Origin of the sequence: Aliivibrio sp. S4MY1, from assembly GCF_028765545.1 — a bacterium.
GTDB lineage: Bacteria > Pseudomonadota > Gammaproteobacteria > Enterobacterales > Vibrionaceae > Aliivibrio.
This window is the reverse complement of record NZ_JARACP010000005.1, coordinates 41,646-62,708: the sequence shown is the minus strand read 5'-3', so window position 1 is coordinate 62,708 and position 21,063 is coordinate 41,646. Positions and strand designations below refer to the sequence as shown.

At 38.0% G+C, this 21,063-nt stretch carries 16 protein-coding genes and 1 tRNA gene; 15 read left to right on the top strand and 2 right to left on the bottom strand.

The window, feature by feature from the left end; genetic code table 11:
• Genes PVK71_RS07055 through PVK71_RS07045 form a run of 3 tightly spaced genes read left to right on the top strand, consistent with a single transcriptional unit; the run spans position 1 to position 3,109 of the window.
• The gene (locus PVK71_RS07055; protein WP_274418719.1) at positions 1-1,257 is read left to right on the top strand and encodes a hypothetical protein; all 1,257 of its coding nucleotides are present in this window, start codon (positions 1-3) and stop codon (positions 1,255-1,257) included.
• On the top strand, positions 1,257-2,309 hold the full coding sequence (locus PVK71_RS07050; RefSeq protein ID WP_274418720.1) for a sensor histidine kinase: 1,053 nt from the start codon (positions 1,257-1,259) through the stop codon (positions 2,307-2,309). Before PVK71_RS07055 ends, PVK71_RS07050 begins: the two co-directional genes overlap by 1 nt.
• Positions 2,306-3,109: a LytR/AlgR family response regulator transcription factor gene (locus PVK71_RS07045; RefSeq protein WP_274418721.1), complete on the top strand. Its 804-nt coding sequence runs from the start codon at positions 2,306-2,308 to the stop codon at positions 3,107-3,109. The genes PVK71_RS07050 and PVK71_RS07045 overlap by 4 nt, the downstream gene beginning before the upstream one ends.
• 69 nt (positions 3,110-3,178) lie before the next feature.
• Here the strand turns inward: PVK71_RS07045 and PVK71_RS07040 are convergent, their stop codons facing one another.
• Positions 3,179-4,810, bottom strand: a complete 1,632-nt coding sequence (locus PVK71_RS07040) for a glycoside hydrolase family 13 protein (protein ID WP_274418722.1) — start codon at positions 4,808-4,810, stop codon at positions 3,179-3,181.
• A gap of 143 nt (positions 4,811-4,953) precedes the next feature.
• Between PVK71_RS07040 and PVK71_RS07035 the strand changes: the two genes are divergently transcribed.
• The 5 genes from PVK71_RS07035 to PVK71_RS07015 all read left to right on the top strand — a co-directional run bounded on the left by PVK71_RS07035 (position 4,954) and on the right by PVK71_RS07015 (position 8,854).
• The gene (locus PVK71_RS07035) at positions 4,954-5,841 is read left to right on the top strand and encodes a LysR family transcriptional regulator (protein ID WP_274418723.1); all 888 of its coding nucleotides are present in this window, start codon (positions 4,954-4,956) and stop codon (positions 5,839-5,841) included.
• A gap of 84 nt (positions 5,842-5,925) precedes the next feature.
• The gene (locus tag PVK71_RS07030; protein WP_274418725.1) at positions 5,926-7,104 is read left to right on the top strand and encodes an MFS transporter; all 1,179 of its coding nucleotides are present in this window, start codon (positions 5,926-5,928) and stop codon (positions 7,102-7,104) included.
• A gap of 40 nt (positions 7,105-7,144) precedes the next feature.
• Entirely contained in the window at positions 7,145-7,423 is a 279-nt protein-coding gene (locus PVK71_RS07025; protein ID WP_274418727.1) for a GNAT family N-acetyltransferase, read from the top strand.
• Positions 7,424-7,498: 75 nt separating this feature from the next.
• Entirely contained in the window at positions 7,499-7,846 is a 348-nt protein-coding gene (locus tag PVK71_RS07020) for a HopJ type III effector protein (RefSeq protein WP_274418728.1), read from the top strand.
• Positions 7,847-7,876: 30 nt separating this feature from the next.
• The gene (locus tag PVK71_RS07015) at positions 7,877-8,854 is read left to right on the top strand and encodes a Gfo/Idh/MocA family protein (protein WP_274418729.1); all 978 of its coding nucleotides are present in this window, start codon (positions 7,877-7,879) and stop codon (positions 8,852-8,854) included.
• A 231-nt stretch (positions 8,855-9,085) separates the two neighbouring features.
• On the opposite strand, the gene PVK71_RS07010 is transcribed toward PVK71_RS07015, so the two are convergent.
• Complete coding sequence (locus PVK71_RS07010) at positions 9,086-9,367, bottom strand: hypothetical protein (RefSeq protein WP_274418730.1); 282 nt, start codon at positions 9,365-9,367, stop codon at positions 9,086-9,088.
• 341 nt (positions 9,368-9,708) lie between these two features.
• Between PVK71_RS07010 and PVK71_RS07005 the strand changes: the two genes are divergently transcribed.
• The 7 genes from PVK71_RS07005 to PVK71_RS06975 all read left to right on the top strand — a co-directional run bounded on the left by PVK71_RS07005 (position 9,709) and on the right by PVK71_RS06975 (position 20,873).
• Positions 9,709-11,238 (top strand): Na+/H+ antiporter NhaC family protein, encoded by a 1,530-nt coding sequence (locus tag PVK71_RS07005; RefSeq protein ID WP_274418731.1) that lies wholly within the window; start codon positions 9,709-9,711, stop codon positions 11,236-11,238.
• Positions 11,239-11,413: 175 nt separating this feature from the next.
• Positions 11,414-13,189, top strand: coding sequence for a hypothetical protein (locus PVK71_RS07000; RefSeq protein ID WP_274418732.1), 1,776 nt, complete (start codon positions 11,414-11,416; stop codon positions 13,187-13,189).
• 4 nt (positions 13,190-13,193) lie between these two features.
• Entirely contained in the window at positions 13,194-14,288 is a 1,095-nt protein-coding gene (locus tag PVK71_RS06995; protein ID WP_274418733.1) for a WD40 repeat domain-containing protein, read from the top strand.
• Positions 14,288-14,674: a hypothetical protein gene (locus tag PVK71_RS06990; protein WP_274418734.1), complete on the top strand. Its 387-nt coding sequence runs from the start codon at positions 14,288-14,290 to the stop codon at positions 14,672-14,674. Before PVK71_RS06995 ends, PVK71_RS06990 begins: the two co-directional genes overlap by 1 nt.
• A gap of 4 nt (positions 14,675-14,678) precedes the next feature.
• Complete coding sequence (locus PVK71_RS06985) at positions 14,679-15,773, top strand: WD40 repeat domain-containing protein (RefSeq protein WP_274418735.1); 1,095 nt, start codon at positions 14,679-14,681, stop codon at positions 15,771-15,773.
• The gene (locus PVK71_RS06980) at positions 15,773-20,596 is read left to right on the top strand and encodes an OmpA family protein (RefSeq protein WP_274418736.1); all 4,824 of its coding nucleotides are present in this window, start codon (positions 15,773-15,775) and stop codon (positions 20,594-20,596) included. Before PVK71_RS06985 ends, PVK71_RS06980 begins: the two co-directional genes overlap by 1 nt.
• A gap of 202 nt (positions 20,597-20,798) precedes the next feature.
• Positions 20,799-20,873: transfer RNA gene (locus tag PVK71_RS06975), tRNA-Gly, on the top strand.
• Positions 20,874-21,063 lie beyond the last annotated feature (190 nt).

Sequence of the window (21,063 nt, the reverse complement as noted above, 5' to 3'; positions counted from 1 at the left end):
ATGAAACCTTGGCTAGAACGACTAGTGTATTGTAGTGCTTGGGTGGCTTCTTTAAGCGCTCAAGCCTCTGAGATGACTTTCGAGTGGGATTGGATGCTGAGTGCCGAAACGGTTCAACAGCGAGAGACGGTTTTTTCTCCAATGACAGACAATGAACACCAAGAGTCGTTTAATGGGCTATTGGATGTTCAAATCGGTTATCAGAACTGGAATGCGGTGGTGGCTCTTAAAGGTAATGATCTTTATGCCCAATCTAGCATTCAATCAGAAGATAAAAGTGCAGAATCTGAGTTAATTGTCAGTGAATTATTTTGGCAAAGCAGCATTGATATTGCCGATATTTCATTGGATCTACAATTGGGTAAAGTAAGAGTCGATTGGGGGGTTGGTTATGGATATCGCCCGCTGGATATTTTTACCCCTTATCGTCGAAACCCTGTTGGCATACAAGTAGAGGAAGGGGCCGGTGTCGCTTCGGTCTCTTATTTTGATGACCAAGGTGAATGGTCGTTAATTTATACCGACTCATCATGGACGCAACAAAAAGGAAGTGAGTTAGAAGAGCAAAGTGAACAGCAAGGAATTGGGATAAGACGCTATGCGTTAGTGGGAGATACAGAATACCAATGGGTTGCTTATTATGATGATGTTCGACAAGGGTTGTTGGGCGCAAGTATCGTTACTGTGCTAGATACCGCGTGGGAGTTTCATGGCTCGGCAGTGTATCAATCAAAGTACCTTTCTTATCAGCAGTCAAGTATCACACGTTATCCTGTTACTTTAGAAAAAGAAGAAAATGCCTATCAAGCGCTGGTAGGGCTAACTTGGGCAAATGAAATCGGAAGCAGTGTCGTTGTAGAGTATTGGTATGACAGTCGAGCATGGAGTAAAAACGAATGGAATAATGCGCTTACTGTAGCAACACCGTCATATCAACAAGGCTTTAATCATGTCAATATGGTTCAGCATAACATGATGTTTCATTGGAGTTTGGATCCTAACGCATGGACAGCGTGGCAGTGGAGTAAAGACATCTCATGGTTAAGTCAGTTTACCCCAACATTTGATCTCTTGTATTCACCAGAAGATAACGGAGTAATTGCAACGCAATGGCTAAATTATTTGCTTCATGATTCAGGTGATTCAAGTGTGGAAATGGAACTTGCCGCGCGTTTTTTGACAGGAAAAAGCGACTCAGCGTATGCAAATTTATCCGATAAGCATATGCTGTTACTGAATATAAAAGGACGATTCTAATGAGTGAGCGAAAAGAAACGATACTGCAATTAGTAAAAAGTTTACTTATCACAACGGTATTCTGTGTGGTTATCGCCATGATAACGAGCAATATTTGGCCATCACCATTTTATGAGCACATCATTATTAGTTTGGGTTATGGCTATAGTGCCGTTTTATGCTCATTTGTGTTAGAGAATAACTTTCCTACTTTAAAAAAAGCGTACTCCACTGTATTAGCCATGGTGCTTTCTATCACATTAGGTACGTTTCACGCATCATTATGGCTAAATAAATATGACGATTTCGCCACCTTAGAAGCACTTCAACCCATCGTATTACTAGGGTTGATCTTTACCGCTATCTGCTTTTATTACTTTCACGCAACTGAGAAAACCATGTTAGCAGAGCAAGCGTTGGCACTCTCTAAACGTAAACAGTTAGAGCAAGAGAAAGCGTTGGTATTAAGCCAGTTAAGTCAGCTTCAAAGTCAAATTGAGCCACATTTTTTATTTAATACATTGGCGAATATCAGTGCGTTAATTGAGTTAGACAGCAATAAAGCAAAACTGATGTTAGAGAAGCTGACCGATTTACTTCGAGGATCGTTAAAAACAAACCGAAATCCATTAATTACCATTGAGCAAGAAATTGAGTTATTAAATGCCTATTTATCGATTCAACAGATCCGCTTAGGGGATCGTTTAACGTATGAGATTGATAATCAGGTAGTTGAGCTTATTTCTCTGCCTCCTTTGTTAATTCAGCCTCTGGTTGAAAATGCCATTACTCACGGTATAGAGCCGAGTGCTCAGGGAGGAAGGCTTATGGTTCAGTTTAAGCAAGAGAATAACCAGTTTATTGTTGTTATCTCGGATAATGGTATTGGGTTAGAACCGATGCCATCGAGTAAGGGGCATGGAATGAGCTTAAATAATATTAAACAACGATTGCATGATCTGTTTGATGGCAGTGCTTCTGTTCGCATCACTGAAAATAAAGACGGTGGTGTAAATGCAGAGCTGATTATTCCATCGGATAAACTGTTTCAACTAAACAAGGAATATTCATGAGTAAATCAATTACCGCCGTTATTGCCGATGATGAGCCACTATTACGCTTTCATTTAGAAAAAATGTTATCGGATCTTTGGCTTGATTTAGATATTGTAGCGGTATGTGCTAACGGTAAAGAAGCGCTTGATGCAATAGAGCAACACCAACCGGATATCGCCTTTTTAGATATAAAAATGCCAGAGCTAGATGGCATGGCATTGGCGGCAAAATTACAAAAAAGTACCGTAGCGCCGTTAATTGTGTTTATTACCGCTTACGACGAATTTGCGGTAAAAGCGTTTGAAACCAATGCGATTGATTATGTGTTGAAACCCATATCTGAAACCAGACTTGAAGCTACCTGTGAGAAATTAAAGCAAAGGTTAACTCAACAAGATAAATACTCAGAAGCTAAACAGGATCAAGATGTATTGAGTGATCTTTTTGCTCAGATACAGCAATTGTCTGCACAGCAACAACCAGAATATTTAAGCTGGATTAAAGCGTACAAAGGTGAAGATCTACATTTAATTTCTGTTGCAGATGTTTTGTATTTTAAAGCAGAGGATAAATACGTTTCGGTTTATGCCAAGCAAAATGATATCGATATAACGGAGTACCTTATTCGCAGTTCGCTAAAAGAGTTACAGCAAAAGATCAATCCTGATCATTTTTGGCAAATTCACCGTTCAAGCATTGTTAATGTTGCTCAAATTAAAAAAGTGAAAAAGGATTTACTTGGGCATTTGTGTGTTCACATTGGTAACGCGAAATTACCCGTGAGCAGAAGTGCTCAAAGTTTGTTTAAAGGGATGTGATAATGCAAAAAAGTAACGCCCTATACCAGTGAAAGTAATAGAGCGCTACAAGGCAGTTCAAACGCAGGTTTAAAGCGCTAAAACCAAGCTTTGATAAGGTGCTAACGTCAGATCTGAGCCTAATTGTGTTGTTGGTTCAAGATTACTAATTAGGCACTCCACAGAGCGGTTGGCAATATGCTCAGGCAATTCTAATGTTTGTGGCTCTGCACTAAAGTTGTTTAACACAACGAAGTGTTGCTCGTTATCTTTACGCTCATAAGCAAACACTGCAGAGTGCGCTTCAAACAGAGGAATAAAATCACCATAGACAATCACTGGATTCTGTTTTCTCAGAGCTATCAGTTTTTGATAGTGATAGAAAATTGAGTTTTTATCTTCTAGTGCTGCGGCAACGTTGATCTCAGGGTAATTCGGGTTTAGTTTGATCCAAGGTGTACCTTGAGTAAATCCTGCATTATCAGAGTTATCCCAGTGCATTGGTGTGCGTGCATTGTCACGGCTATTGGCATGGATCCCTTTCATCATGCTCTCATGACTTACACCTGATTCGGTTTTTACTCGATAGAAGTTCAACGTTTCAATGTCTTTGTACTCTTCTAATGTATCGAATGCGACGTTCGTCATACCGATCTCTTCACCTTGGAAAATATAAGGCGTGCCTTTCATCATATGCAGAGTGGTTGCCAGCATTTTTGCCGACTCAACACGATATTGGCCATCACAGCCGTATTTAGAGACAACACGAGGCAAGTCGTGGTTATTCCAAAATAGCGAGTTCCACCCCTTATTGTTTAGCTCTACTTGCCATCTGGTCATCACTTGCTTAAATAGGGCGAGATCAAGCGGCTTAGGTTTCCATTTATCGCCGTCTTCCCAAAGCAGGGTAATATGCTCAAACTGGAACACCATAGAGAGTTCCTGACGAGCAGGATCACTATAAAGTTGAGCACTCTCAGGTGTTGCTCCCCATGTTTCGCCTACCGTAAGCAGGTCTTTATCACCGAATGTCGCTTGGTTCATTTTTTGAAGAAGCGGGTGAAGACGCTCACCATCACCGGTGATTTTCTTGTCGACTTCTTTGCCGATTAAATCGATAACATCTAGACGGAAGCCACCAATACCTTGGTCAATCCACCAGTTCATCATATCAAAGACTTTTTGATGAACTTCTGGGTTCTCCCAGTTTAAATCCGGTTGGCGTTTAGAGAATAAGTGGAAATAATATTGTTGATTCTCTTCATCCCACTGCCATGCTGAACCACCAAAAATGGATCCAATATCACTTGGTGCTTCGCCGTTTTCACCCGCATCACGCCAGATATAAAAATCACGGTATTGACTATTTTTATCGCTTTTAGCTTCAACAAACCAAGCGTGTTCGTCTGATGTGTGGTTAACCACTAAATCCATGACCACTTTAATGCCGCGATCTTCCGCTTGCTGCATTAAACGCTTCATGTCTTCCATGGTGCCAAATTCAGCCGCAATCGCTTGATAATCAGAAATGTCATAACCGTTATCATCCATTGGCGATTGGTAAACCGGAGAAAGCCAAATTACATCAATACCAAGACCTTGCAAGTAATCCAGTTTATTAATAATACCTTGTAGATCACCAATACCATCATTATTTGAGTCACAGAAGCTACGAGGGTAAATTTGATAAACAACACTGTTATGCCACCAACGCTTTTCCATATTTTTTATTCCACTAACTAAAAGAAATTAAACGCAATATAGCGAAAAAAAACGGTGATGAATAATTGATAATTTGAACTCTGATATAGAAAAAATTTATATCATGAGTATTGTGAAGTCAGAATAATTACTGAGTGTTTATTATGGATAAATCATCACGCTATTTTTATGAAGTAGCTCGGCAAGGCAGCATTAAAGGTGCTTCTGAAAAACTGTTTATTAGTCAGCCGACATTAACGACAGCAATTAAAAAACTAGAAGAAAGTTTGGATGTGATCTTATTTCATCGAAAATCCAAAGGAGTTGAACTGACTAGTTCTGGCTGGCTTTATTATCGTTATGTACAAGATTTGTTTGAAAAACACAGTCAAATGATGCATCAACTGACCGACATGAAAGCCAGAAGTCAGGGTAAGATAAAATTAGGAATTGGTGAGGCGTGGTGGGAATGTTTTGCCGCCGATATCATTAAACGGTTTGTGGAACAGCATCCAAATAATTCAATGTATATCGAGTTTGGTAATGGTCTCTCTATGCTAAATCAATTACTCAATGGTGATATTGATCTTTTTATCGGTCATGAAATCGAAAATATCGATCCAAGACATCGTGTGTTGTTTATGCCTTTATTTATCGAACAGGAAGCGTGGTTTGTAAGGGAAGGGCATCCATTATTGTCAAATGATCTAATATCAAATGAGTTGGAACATTACCCTTTAATAAAAGTCACTCCTGATCACATCAGACATACTAAGATTTTGAACGATGAAGGCATGGAAGCGTTCAATCTTAAACAGCAAAAAACAGGGGTTGTATATGAACTCAACTCCTTAAAAGCCAGTATTGATATGCTAAAAACCAGTGATGCAATCATGCCTTATACCAATCAAGTCAAAGATAAAATGGCAGAACTGGGCATTGTGAAGCTTCCACAAGGATCAGAAAAATCAGGTAGTGTTGGGATTTATACCAAAACAGAACAAGTATCAGAAAGTATTCAGTACTTAGTATCATTATTAAAAGGTAAATAAAGTAAAGATCGCCATGGGCTAAGACGATGTTTCAATGAATTATGTTACAGTGTGTAAATCTAAATATTAATAAGAGTCACAATCATGCCGAGCCTAGCTCATTGGAAAAATCCAAAAACCTTTTTGATCTTAATTTCTATTGTAGTTCCCATTGCTTTCTCTACGTGGAATGCACTGTTGAATAACTTTGTAATAGAAAAAGCCGCTTTTACTGGTGCAGATATTGGGTTATTGCAAAGTGTGCGTGAGATCCCTGGTTTTCTAGCCTTTACTGCTGTTTTCGTCCTTCTTTTTATTCGTGAGCAGAAGTTCATGATCCTCTCTTTGGTGATGTTAGCGGTAGGTGTTGCGATTACTGGGTTCTTCCCAAGCGTATATGGCTTATTGTGCACAACGTTATTGATGTCGGTAGGTTTCCACTATTTTGAAACCTTAAAGCAGTCTCTATCGCTGCAATGGCTAACCAAAGAAGAAGCACCAGAGATGCTAGGTAAGCTTATCTCTATCGGTGCGCTTGCTTCTTTGTGTACTTATGGCGTGTTATGGGTATTGCTTGAATTAGTTCAATTAGAGTTTAAATGGATTTACTTCATTGCAGGTTCTATTGCATTAATCGTGACGATCTTTATGTGGTTATCGTTTCCAAATTTTGAAACCGAAACCCAACAAACTAAGAAACTGGTACTACGTAAGCGTTATTGGTTGTATTACGCATTAACCTTTATGAGTGGTGCTCGTCGTCAGATCTTTATGGTGTTTGCTGGCTTTTTAATGGTTGAGAAGTTTGGTTATTCAGCTGCTGATATTACATTATTATTTTTAGCAAACTATGCATTTAACTGGTTATTTGCCAAGAAGATAGGGCGCTGGATTGGTGTAGTTGGTGAGCGCAAAGCATTAATGTTTGAATACATTGGTTTGATTTTTGTTTTTGTTGGTTATGCATTGGTACAAACCTCAGAAATGGCGGCAGCACTGTACATTATCGATCATCTGTTTTTTGCTTTAGCATTAGCGATTAAAACGTATTTCCAAAAAATTGCCGATCCTGCTGATATGGCATCAACCGCTGGTGTAGCCTTTACTATCAACCATATTGCTGCCGTGGTTATTCCTGTGAGCTTTGGTGTGATATGGCTTGTGTCACCTGCTGCTGTGTTTTATGTAGGGGCAGGGATGGCATTTATCTCATTTTTATTGTCGTTAAATATCCCAGAAGCGCCACAAGAAGGAAACGAGACTCGCATTTTTAAGTGGAACTGATTAAAGTAGTTGTACTTTAAAAGAATAGGGAAATGTAGGCATGAACATAATAACTCATGATCCAGATAATAAATGTTATTTAATTGCCCTTGAAGGCGATGCAGTTGCTAAAGTGTATTATGAAAAGAAAGGTAATATTCTTGATGTAATAAGTACTCGGATCCCTGATGAGCTACAAGGAAAAGGCTACGGCAAAGTAATGATGGAGTCATTCTTACATGAGATGAGAACATCCAATTTATTGATCGTGCCTGTTTGCTCTTATGTGGTTCATTACATGAATAAAAACCCACAGTGGCAAGACCTATTAGCGAAATAATTGAAACCTAGGTAGAACTTCTATCTAGGTTTTTTTGTATTGGATCAGATAGAAATAAGTTGATAAAAGGAAGTCATGATGACGTTAAACGCATTTATTGAAAAATTAAGCACACAGCCTGAATTGATTGAATTTACAGAAACCATGGCCGTGATTGAGTCTCACTATGACTTTACGCCAACAGAATTTGCGAATGGTAAAATGGTTAATTTGGCCGATCAAAATAATGGCTCATGTAAGATTTTTTCTTTCGCTTTATTAAATCAACTCAGTGTAGAGCAAACATTAGCATGTTTTGGGCAATATTATCGTCAGGATGTATTAGAGAATCCACAAGGGGATGATCATCAAAATATTCGAAATTTTATGGTAACCGGTTGGGCGGGTGTTCAGTTTAAAACTCAAGCACTTCAAGCGAAATAAACAACAGAAAACCAATAAAGAGATTGAATCATGATAAAACTTGCTGTTATTGGAACTAATTGGATCACTGAACGATTTTTAGCGGCTGCACTAGATAGTGGCAAATATCAAATATCTGCAGTGTATTCGCGCTCAATTGAACAAGCTAAAGCATTTGCTGATAAATTTAGCGTAAGTTTAACTTTTGATTGTTTAGATAAATTAGCGGCGTGTGATGAAGTGGATGCGGTGTACATCGCAAGCCCTAATTCATTTCATGCTCCACAATCCATTAAGATGATGAAGCAGGGTAAACACGTCATTTGTGAAAAACCAGTCGCCTCAAATTACCAAGAGGCACAACTCGCTTATCAAACCGCACAAGAGAATAACGTGGTGCTGTTTGAAGCCTTTATGTCGCCATATTTACCTAACTTTCAGCAAATTAAATCACACTTGCCAAGTTTAGGGGCGATTAGAAAAGCGCACATCACTTATTGTCAGTACTCTTCTCGTTACCCTAAATACCTTAATGGTGAAAACCCAAATACTTTTAATCCTGAGTTTTCAAATGGCTCGATTATGGACATCGGTTTTTATTGTGTAGGATCTATGGTTGAGTTATTTGGTGAACCTGCATCCATTCAAGCACAGGCACATCTGCTAGATTCTGGTGTTGATGGTAACGGCAGTATCATTTGTGGCTATGATGGCTTTGATGTGGTTGTTATGCACTCTAAGACCAGTGATTCTTATGTACCCAGTGAGATCCAAGGTGAAGAGGGGGCGATCTTAGCTGAGATGATCTCTATTGGCCAAAAAGTAACGAAAGTAAATCGTGGTGGAGAAACAGAAGACTTGACCCTTGAGCAAAACGCCAACCCAATGTTTTATGAAGCGTTTAAATTTGCCGAGCAAGTTGAATCGAATCAAATGGATATGCAAGCGGTTGAGCGTTCATTGCTTATATCAAAAGTAACCACAGAAATCCGCAAACAAACTGGTGTTGTTTTCCCTGCGGATAGTTAATTTTTACTTTATAGTAGTAACAAAGCCGAATGTATTATGCATTCGGCTTTGTTATTTAAAGATATTAACTACTTTCTTGCAGTGAATACTTTTCTCGATTTTTTAAGTATGTTGTGAGTCTATGTTTCATTGCTTGAGAGTAATATTGAGTCGTGAAATAGCAGTTATCACCAAGAGTATCCGTTAAATGAATCGACTCTTCTTGTTTAAACTGCTCCAATAACAGTTCTTCTATACGGCATACCCATCATAATTCACACCAAATTTATTGAGCTTAATCTTTTTGTCATTAACCACAGCCGTTAAAAAGGATTGAGGTGCTTCATTAAACCCCACTGAAATCTCGATCTTCTTACAATCATAAGTTACTACAGATTGAATAAAAGCATCATCAGGATTTTGAGCGTAGATTAGTGAATTGAAGTGAACATTATCATTAGTCCAAATGGTTTCTTTTGCATAACTATTAAATGTAAGACACAGGATTATTAATAATGTAATGATTCTTGGCATACCTTTGCTCTCTCATTAACTGGCTTGTATATGATTGAAGAGTGTTTTGAATGAATAAAAAAGAGAATAAAGAATAAATGTGCTGTTAATTAAGCACTTTTAATCTTTAGTTTATAAAATTAGTAGGTTTTCATCTTAATTTATTGATTTTTGTTACGAGAGGGTGCTTCGAAATTCCTCGGTTGAATGCATCTGAGTTTTTAAAATGAGACTTTAGAATATGCAATGATTTTAAATTCATAAAAAGTGAATAAAAAACTATACTTTCTCCTTAGTGAAATATATAGTCACTTTAATTGAATATATATTTACTCTTTTGCAGTATAAAAAGGAACGCAACTATGGAACAGACAGACATTACCTCCCTCATTCCCATTGTTATAACGCTGATTATCTCGTTAACGACACGTAATGTGGTCGTTGGTCTTTTTGCGGGAGTATTGAGTGGAGTAGCAATGCTAAACGGTTTGTTTACCACGCTTGATCCGTTTGAAACATTTGGTGTCATGGTTAAAAGTTATATCTCACCTCAACTAACAGATAGCTATAATGCCGGAGTGATTGTATTGCTGGTTTTCATTGGTGGATTTGTTGCGCTAATGGAAAAGTCGGGTGGTGGCCTTGCATTTGCAGAAAAAGTAACGCTTTGGGTAAAAAGTAAATTTCAGGCACAAACCTCGGCATGGCTAGGGGGGATCATCATTTTCTTCTCTGATTTAGGTACGCCATTAATTGTTGGTCCAGTTTTTCGTCCTCTTTTCGATAAATTAAAAATCTCTCGTCAAAAACTGGCCTTCATTATTGATTCAACCTCATCACCTGTGGCTATTTTAATTCCATTCATTGGTTGGGGTGTATATATCATGGGGTTAATTCAGAAAGAATTTACTGCATTAAATGTTACTGATATTACGGATTGGGATGCATTTTTAGGCGCTATTCCATATCAATTCTACGCAATTTTAGCGATAGCTATTGTTCCACTTGTCGCATTAAAGAAATTGGATTTTGGCCCAATGGCAAAAGCTGAAGCAATAGCAAGTAAGGGGGAACTTCATGCATCATCCGATATTTCAAAAGAGATTTTTACGCATAAAAATGCAAAAGCCTCGTTTGTATGGGCACCGCTATTGGTGATGGGTGCTGTTTTAGTATTTATGCTTGCGCCTCTAGGTTTCCCATTCGAAAAAGTCTCTGGTTCAGTGTTTCGTTCTGCTTTATCTACAGCTTACTTCTTTGCCGCATTTACATTAATTATCTTGATGGCAATGAACAAAGTAAGAAGTCTATCAGATGGGATTTCTGTTTACATGAAAGGGATGGGTAACATGATGCAAGTTGCAATTATTCTTATCCTTGCATGGACTCTGAGCTCTGTGGGTAAAGAGTTAGGTGCGGCAGCTTATATTGCAGAGCAAGCTCAAAACGGCTTTCCATATTGGTTAGTGCCAGCGGTATCTTTTTTACTGGCAGCGATCATTTCATTTGCTACGGGATCGTCATGGGGAACATTTGCAATTATGATGCACTTGGTTATTCCGACAGCTATCGCAATTGATGCGCCACTGTTCGCTTGTATTGGTGCTGTACTTTCTGGAGGTTTGTTTGGCGATCACTGTTCACCAATCTCTGAAACAACGATCTTATCTTCAACAGGAGCTGGATGTGATCAGTTCGAACACTTTAAGACACAACTTCCTTATGCATTATTAAATGGTGGAATCGCACTTGTCAGTTTTCTAATTGCAGGCATTTTTGATAACCCACTTATTTTCATATTAGCGTTAATCGCGCAGGTTACATTGGTAGTAACACTCGCTAAATTAACCCCAGAGAATACGTTTAATAAAAGTAAGTTGGTGACCAATTAGATTAGGCGCTCATCTGAAGGTTATAGCAAATTAAACGGTCCTTAATTGGGCCGTTTTTTGTTTCTCTTTCGTACAGGAGAATTAAGTGTAAAGCTAAGAATGTAACTAAGAGGTTGGATATTTACAAAAACAAGAGATATCGACCTAGGAAGCCAAGCGTGAAGGGGAATAGGGTTTGACTGAGTTCTCTGTTCATATTTATATAGCAGGCAATTTATTTTTAGATACTTTCAATACACTGAATGTGGAGATGCAGATGCTCTGCCAATTTAAACTTATCCCCGCTCGCCTACTTACTCAAAAAGACTTGCCGTATATACTCACTCCCAATGAATTACTGAATCATCTTAATCGCTTTACTGATTTACCTTCATTAAAAGCATCGTTACCTATTAATTTACAGCGTCACTCTGCAATTAGTGATTCACAAGGGGTATTTCAAACCGTCAGTCGTATTCGTCAACTGGTTGAACAGGGGGAGTGGGCTGCATTATCGTTAATGAACCAACATCGAAGTGTCGATAGTCTGCATTTAGTTCAAGGAAGCGGTTTAAAAAAACGTATTGATAAAGTGGTTAACCCCTCTGTTACTCGTTCTCGTTTAAAAGTAAAACCGACCTTACTTCGTTCAAGTTCAAACGCCTCATCCATTACTCCTATTTCTGAAAAAAAGAGTGATAATAAAATCGTCATTGAGTTTGCAGGGCAATGGCCTAATAACGCAGCATCCATCTCGATTTCAAAATTAAAAAACATCAATGAAAAGACAGTAAAGCCAAAAAAAGACAGCAGAAACGGACACCGGAGTCTCGTCGAATTTACATCTTTAGATGATAGAAATCGAGCACTGTATTTGACGTTACCAAGCATGAACTCAGCCAAAGAGATAAACCTGTTACTGAGCGAATCATTACTTCCTGTATCCAAAGAAACAGAAATGGCAGAGTGGGATAATGTGCTAGTACCAGTGGTGCCAATGAAGAGGCAAGAAACCGAACACACATTATATAAAACTGGTTTCTTTTACGTTATTTGGAAAAATAAAGTATGGCGAGAAATCGCTATTAATAAAAATGGTTATTTTTGTGAATATTATCATCAAGGTGATAATCCAAGAAAATCAAAAGCCTACCATGTAAATATTACAGGATCGGAGTTTCTGCCAGAATCTAATGTCTCTTTTGAAAAATTTGAATTGTATCAAAAAGGAAAAAAAGTCTTTTCTGGTGAACTCGATCTATGTGAACAAGCAAGAGTATTTGATTTAGGAGAAGAAGAGGTCACATTAAAATTTGTAGATTTTGATCACGATGAAATATGTCTAGCGACACACGAAAGCCCAACAAAAGATGATGGCTCAAATAATACGAAACGGATAAGTCACCCCATGCCTCATATTTGGTTGCCTTATAAAATATTAGGCCAACAGCAAACCGATTGTTATGTCTATTATAGTCAAAGACCATTGAATGAAAATGACATCAACGCACTAGAGACTGATTATATTAATGTCGCGGTATCCACTGATGAAATGTCTGTTTATAGTAAGCAGCAAACATTTGAAGGCGATAGTATTTACAAGTTACCCATAGTTGATAATTCAGTTTTTGGAGCAGAATTAATCAATAAGCAAAGTGATAGCAACATTGCAGCAATCACTGTGATGCCACCAAAAAATCAAATCATATTACGTTACCGAATTTGCAGCACGACAGACCAACCTGATGATTTCATGATGTTAAGAAATGAAGACCAAGAATGGTCACAGAAAGTCTATTTCCGACAAGCGAAAGCTGACGATGAAGGTTTCTTAAATCTCCCTTTTTCTGGTTGGCCAAAAGAAGTTGAAGAAGTGGATATTCTTCGTGGCGCGAGTGCTGACTTAGGGACAACAGAATACGAATTATCCGTTTTGAAAACAAAAATTAAAATTTCAGAATTAATAGGCTAGAACAATGAAAAAAATACTATTACTTGCACTATTTAGCATCTCTTTAATGGGGTGTAATGACCCTGAAAGTGTGGCAGCAGAAGCGGCTCAATTAAGGTCTGAACAACACCCAGATCGTACCTATGTGGGTGAGAATAACTATTACACTATGGAAAGCAGTGGTGACATCCTATTCACAACAAAAAAAGATTTAAAAGTAATGTATCAAGATTTTCCACGTTACTTTATTGAAAAAGCAAAAGAGTGGCCAAAAGAAGATCTCAATGACGCTAGCTCATACGATTTACCACGTTTTCAATTTGCGTGGGCGAACTCAAGCTCAAAAGATGAATATGAGAGTGGGATTAAGATTTGGAGTATGAAAACCGATGGCACTGATTTACGTTTGGTGACGGATGTAACGGTAGAGTTGGTTAATGGCATTAAAAATTTAACGCGTTCACCTAATAATCGTTATGTAGCATGGGCTGATCTAGGTGGATATAAAACAGTATATGACATCAAAACGGGTAAAGTGGTGGAGCTAAGTATAGCAATGTCTCCTCTACCGATGTCGTGGTCTGAAGATAGTCGTTATTTGTATTTTGAAAGGGCTAGAGATCTTTTTTCTCGTTGGGATTCAGTGACTGGTGAGGCCAGTAAGGTTGATTTTGATGTAAGAACCACAGCAGTTAACTTTGGAGGAAAACGAACGACTGTTTTAGATTTTGGTGTTTTGGTTGAAGATGCGAATACCAATGAAGAAATTAATTGGATTGGTGTAGATCGTTCACTTTCAATGGATGAACGCTCATTAGATGTGAGTTCAATTGATCCCGAAGGTCGCTATGCTTGGGGCTCAAACTCTTCCTTTGGTTTCTTTTTTGATATAGAAAAAGGAACTGTAAAGCAGATGACAACAGATTTTACTCCGGCTCAAATTTTAGGCAAAGATGCACATTTTAGTGCTTTGAATAGCTTTGCTAAAGTTAGAATAGTAGATCGTGTTGGAGATCGTGTGTGGTCATGGCGCGCATTCTATTACGGTGCGTTATCAGGAGATGCAATTTTATATAATGGATTAGCGAACAATGGCCTGTGGTTTAAGGGGAGTAAATAATGTCTGCTTTGAAAACTTATGACCATGGCATTTATCTCTTAGGTGCATATTTTGACCTTCATGATAACGGACGAACAAAAGAGTTTAGAGCTTGGCATCAATTGTCCGATTTAACTAAAGAGACTGATTTACGCAATGTTCGCCCAATCCCTTTTACGCCTGTTTTGGTTTATGATACTGAAAAGCCTGTTCTATGGGGCACGAATAAAGACGGTTTATTGTGTCAACTGGGTTATTTTGATGAAAATATGGCACCTGAAACCCTAGCAAAAAAACAAACCTTTTTACGTCATAAGCAACCATTAAATGTGATTGATTTAATAATTAAAAACGTACAGATAATTTCACATTTAACAAAAATTAAAATTTCAGAATTAATAGGCTAGAACAATGAAAAAAATACTATTACTTGCACTATTTAGCATCACTTTAATGGGGTGTAATGACGCTGAAAGTGTGGCAGCCGAAGCGGCTCAATTAAGAGCAGAGCAACATCCAGATCGTACCTATGTGGGTGAGAATAACTATTACACCATGGAAAGCAGTGGTGACATTCAATTCACGACAAAAAAAGATTTAAAAGTAATGTATCAAGATTTTCCTCGTTACTTTATTGAAAAAGCCAAAGAGTGGCCAAAAGAAGATCTCAATGACGCTAGCTCGTACGATTTACCGCGCTTTCAATTTGCGTGGGCGAACTCAAGCTCAAAAGATGAATATGAGAGTGGGATTAAGGTTTGGAGTATGAAAACCGATGGCACTGATTTACGTTTGGTGACGGATGTAACGGTAGAGTTGGTTAATGGCATTAAAAATTTAACGCGTTCACCTAATAATCGTTATGTAGCATGGGCTGATCTAGGTGGATATAAAACAGTATATGACATTAAAACAGGTAAAGTGGTAGAGCTAAGTATATCAATGTCTCCTTTAGCAATGCTATGGTCTGAGGATAGTCGTTATTTATATTTTGAAAGAGCTAGAGATCTTTTTTCTCGATGGGATTCAGTTACTGGTGAGGTCAGTAAGGTTGATTTTGATATAGAAACTTCGGCTGTAAGCTATGGTGGTAATCGCACTGTAGTGTATCCATTTGGCGTTACTGTTTTTGATAGCATAACAAACGAAAAGAAACTTTTAATCGATGTTGATGAGAAGCTTCCTTTTAAAGAAGCGCGAATGACCGTTCGTTCTATTGATCCTACTGGCCATTATGCTTGGGGCTCTAATCCTTCTTTTGGTTTCTTTTTTGATATAGAAAAAGGAACTGTAAAGCAAATGACAACAGACTTCACGCCAGCTCAAATTTTAGGCAAAGACGCTTGTTATAGTGCTTTGAATAGTTTTGCTAAAGTTAGAATAGTAGATCGTGTTGGAGATAGAGTGTGGTCATGGCGTGCATTTTATTATGGCACATTATCAGGTGATGCTATTTTATATAATGGATTAGCGAATAATGGTCTGTGGTTTAAGGGGGATAAATAATGCCTGCTTTAAAAACCTATGATCATGGCGTTTATCTGTTAGGAGCATATTTTGTATGGAAGCGTCGTGGACAAAGTGAATCATTTCCCGATTGGAATAAGGATGCTTCATCTGATTTAACTAAAGAGGCTGATTTACGCAATGTTCGTCCAATTCCGTTCACTCCTGTTTTGGTTGATGATGTTGAAAATCCTGTTCTATGGGGCTCGAATAAAGACGGTTTATTATGTCAACTGGGTTACTTTGATGAAAATACGGTGCCTGAAACTGTAGCAAAAAAACAAACCTTTTTACGTCATAAGGCGCCATTAACCGTTAACGAGTTAAGTGAAAGTCAATCATATTCATTGACGTTTCCGCCATTAAATGTGATTGGGCAACTAGCGGAAACACACACCAGTGTTAAAGCATTAAATGATTCATTAAAAGATATTTATTCAAAAAAACTATTACCAGAAAAACCTGATTTAACTCAATTTACCATCAGTAAAATCAAAGTTAGTCAGTTAGCAGAGCCTTATAAAAATGAATCAGATAAACCGCTGACAGATGAACAAAATGATTATAATGATTGGTATAACAAAATTATAGCGAGTGAAGTAAAAGAGATTCAAGGCATTATTGCTCCTGTCTATCATTCACTTGGGGTAGTGTTCAGCAGTGATTTGTATGTGGGTGCAGAAGTTTCTCTTATTCAAGTAAAATCAAAGCAAGACAGTTCAGGTGAAGCAGAAAAAGTCTTGGCTACGAGTTTTGTAACTAAAGAAAATCCGAAAAAAGCTCAAACTCAAGAAGAGCAAGAAGACTTAAAGAAAATACTACCAAGTGTGGTATTTAACTTTGATCCTACATTAATTGATGATGGTTACTTTTTACTGCGGACTCGTTTTTGGGTTGAAGAATACTTACAAAAACAGCAAGAATTTTTAGGTGAGGAAGTAAAAGCCACATTTCCTGATTCAGTAAAGCAAGGGCAGTTGAAATTTGAAACTCATATTGAACATGAAGAAAGTCGAACTGTACAAGACGTCTATACTTATGAGCTGCATGAAAAAGTCACTTTTAAACCGATAAGCGGTTTTGGTAAGTTGGCGATGGTGTGTGGTGATTTAATCTCGCTTGAAGAGTGTTTAATTTATCAATACCCAACGGCACTACCTAGCTATTCTGATTTTATGACGCAGCAAGGAAATACAGTGGCGTTAAAAGGCACTGGTGTAGCCACGCTTGGTGTTGCATCCGCAGTGCAAAAGACAGCGCAATCTTACGCTCAAGGTTTTGCGACAAAAGGCATTGGTGTCTTTGGTGATTTATCTAGCCAACAAATTGCAACCAGTGTGGCAAAAAATATTTGGGGTAAATTAACCGTTGAGGGTGCTTTACCAGAGCCGCTTACTGCAGGAGCGAGTTTCTTATTTGGATTGCAATCGGTTAAAGAAGCGCGTGATGCGTTTACTGATGCAGTTAAGCTCACCGAAAGAGTACAACGATTTAATTTAACTGCGCCACAAACTTTTGGAAGAATGGTGCGTAACGGTTTTGCTAATAAAACGTTTATGCAGAATGCTCTAAAAGAGATGAAAGAAAGCTTTCAAAGCCAAGGGGCATCCGTTAGTACTCGAAACCTTGCGGCAAGTTGGTTTGAAGGAAGTGCTTATACAAAATTGGCTAAAGGCTTACCTATTATAGACAGTATTGGCAGTATGTATGATTTTTATCAGCTAGTAGATAAACAAGGAGAATTAGAGAAACAATCGACTAAAGAACAAGAAAATTTTGATGGTGCAACCACTGATTATTTGCAAAAAATTGTGATGGTAAAAGCCGAGGCGGACTGGGCTAAGCAGCTTTCAGATGCCACTAAGGTTTTGAATAATGACGGTAAGGAGCAAATTGCTCGTATTATTACGCAAGGCTCTCGTGCGATTATTCATATAAACTTCAAATTTAATTCGTCGGAGCTACCAAATACAGGTACGACATTACGCAGTGATATCGATAAAGTTTGTGAGAAAATTGCTGAACTACTAAAAACACACCCAGACTATCGAATTCAAATCGATGGGCACGCAGGGCGAATCGGCAGTGATAAGGCGAATAAGACGATTGCTGAGGATCGCGCGAAACAAGTTGAACAGGCAATTTTAGATAAAGCGAAAGAAGATAACACATTACCTGAGCGTATTATTACTTTGTCGCATGGCAACACTCAACCAATAAGCGCAGGCAACGCTAAAGTTGCTATGAGTGAAACTGGGGACGATTCAGCGTTAGCGGAAGATAGACGTGTTGAAATAAGCCTATTGCCTCCAACCTACTCATTAGCTTTACCTCCTAGCCGAACGGGTATGATTGACTTAGAGAAAGTTCGTCAAGCAAAACAGGCGATTGATGTTGGGTTAGATAATAATCAAAAAGAGCAAATATCAGCAGTATTTAACTCTTTAATGGGGGTGGCAATGTTAACCCCTATCGCCCCTGTCGCGGCTGGGGTTATGTTAATTAAAGAGGGTGCTACTATTGCAGACAGTGGGTTAAGCTTTTTAGATTCAATATTAACAGAAGGGGCTTATAAGGATTTTAAAGCCAAATATAAGAACGTTAATGAGCTAAACCAGTTAGGTAAAATTCACATTGAAGTATTGCAACAGTATCGTGGGTTTAAGATAAAAATTGAACAGCAGTTAACGAAAAAAGAAGAGGTAGAAGCGTTTCTAAAGGCGAATAAAACATCAGAAGAATTACAAAAACGCTTCTTACTTCGAGCTTTGGCGTTAAATGGTTTAATTGAATTACTTGCCAGAATATCGCTAGGGAGTAGCTCAAATAGTGATTATAAAAAAGAACTCATAAGCGATCGAGTTCAAGACTACATAGAAACTTATATTCTTAATGATAATTGGGAAGCCCCTCAGTCGTCTTACAATACCATGGCTCAGAATTGGCTGAACCGAGTGAGAGATGATAAAACTGGCGCATCGCAAGCACGCTCTTTCTTTGTGGAATATGCCAATAAGAATAAGAAAGCAACGTTGGATGAAGCAACGAAACATTTAGTTAAACGAGCTAAAATTCAAGGTACGTTTAATACTGGGTTCCCTGTGCAAACCAGTTTGTATATGGATGACAAAGAGAATGGTTTTGTTGATTTTGTTAAGTTGTTTAACAATACAGCTCAAGAGTTAAAATCAGACGATATTGGTTTTAGTCGTTTATTGGTACTTAACGATCGAGATGATGATAAATCATGGATGCCTTATTCAGAGTGGAAAGAAGAAGGTAAAACAAACCGTATCACACCATTCACTCGTGTTAAGTTACAAGTAGTATTAACCAAAGACGCTTCAGAAGATGCGAAGAAATTCTTTAAAGCAACATTAAGCTATGGTTGTGATCGTGGTTGGCTTGATGTTGATGGCCCTCAATATCAAGTCTTGTTATCAGCAAAAGAAGTGTCTGATTTAACCGTGTGCGGGCCATCAGATAAAGAATTGACGTCATACTACACACAGCAATTAGGCGATGACTATGCAGCGGATAAAGACGAAAAACAAACGTTAACCGCTGTTGAATTTGAACCAACCTATTGGTTTGGTGAGTATGAAATCCCCGGTCTTAAACCTCTGTTTTCTGGTTATTGGTATGAAAATTTTGATACGTGGAAACAAGATGGTAAATACAAAGCTCTGTCGTATTTCTTTAAGCTGAATCAGCATAAAGTTTCGATAGAAAAACTGGACGTTGGTGGCGTGCTTTACGATATGAGCAATATTCACTATGGCATTGATGATAACAATACCTATGGAAGTGTTGATACATCAACTAAACCGCTATATCTCTTTGATGGGTTAGGTAATAAAAGTGCGGTAATTAATGAAGTTGATTTACTTGTTGAAAGCTTTGTTAAAGCGAATGAAAGTAGTAAAGGAACAGGTAAAAAACCTTATATAGAAGGAAATATCACATCGCTTGCTGCATTAAACATAGGGAATAAATTTGAATGGTTTGATAAACAAAAGCTAATTAATTCTCAACAGTTTGATTGGAGTAAAGAGCAACCAGCATCGATTTATGTGGCTTTATTAGCAGATAAAGATAACCGTGAAGATTACAAGAGTATTGGTTTCAATCTTGATAAGATCACAATGCAGTTAAAGTTAAGTATTGAAGAGCAAGACTCAGTGCTTATAAAAGCGAACTCAAAGGGAAAAGGGCCAAGTTACTTTAGCTCTCTTCATCATGTAATGGATATTAGCTATAAGATCAATTATGGCTATCACTCTTCGCAGCCTGCTTACAGTGATATTAAAACGAAAGAAGCTGAATTAAATATAGATGGGAAATATAAGAGTGAGTTATTAGCCTTTTCTTCTATGGTTGTCAAAGAAGTTATGCAAGCACCTGAACTTTTTCTCAATCAGATAGGGTCTAAAAAGCTGTATGTAATAAAGTTTGATTTGGACTATATCTCGCCAACAGGTAAAAAGGTAAAAGGATTAAGACCGTTTGGCCCGATCTTAGATAATATGAGCGGTGAGATCTATTCTTCTGAATTACATCTTTTCGGGGTGTACCAAGAAGGAATTGATAAGAGAGAGAGTAAATATTTTACTGGTTCTCCACTAGCGCTTAGGCTCCAAAAAAGTAAGCGTTTTTATGGCAATGATTTACCTTGGACTCAAGAGGGTCATGAATTAGAGAAGTTAAATATATCAGCACAAGCGAAATGGAAAGAGTTAAAAAATGAAGATCCTAAAAAGCAGGTAGAATGGTTGAAGCGTTGGATAGAGGATAATCCTGAAAGTCTATCTGCTCCTGATTAGAGAGAAATGTTTTAGTAAGCATCGCTCACACTACCTAGTGAGAAAATAGGCTGTCGGTGCTTACTATTTGTACCACCATATAGCGTGTAAAGCTTAAAATTTGCAAATTGTGCTTAAATATCATGCAATCAATTAGTTAAGTATAAAAAAGTGCTTTACCTCAGCGCTCAGTGTGGCATTATCTATCTCGTTCCAACGATGTGCGTACATCGTATAATGGCTATTACCTCAGCCTTCCAAGCTGATGATGCGGGTTCGATTCCCGCTGTACGCTCCAATCTCTTTTTATCCTCCTCAAGAGATTGTCCCTGTTTTAAAATTCCAATTTATTGAAAATGAAGCGCTTAATAGCGTGTTTTTTTGTATCTGTCATTTGTATAAAACCACTTCTGATTTGTTCACTTTATTCTTTACTTTGCTGATGACAAAAAAAAGAACCCCACTTCGAAAAGTAGGGTTCTTATTCA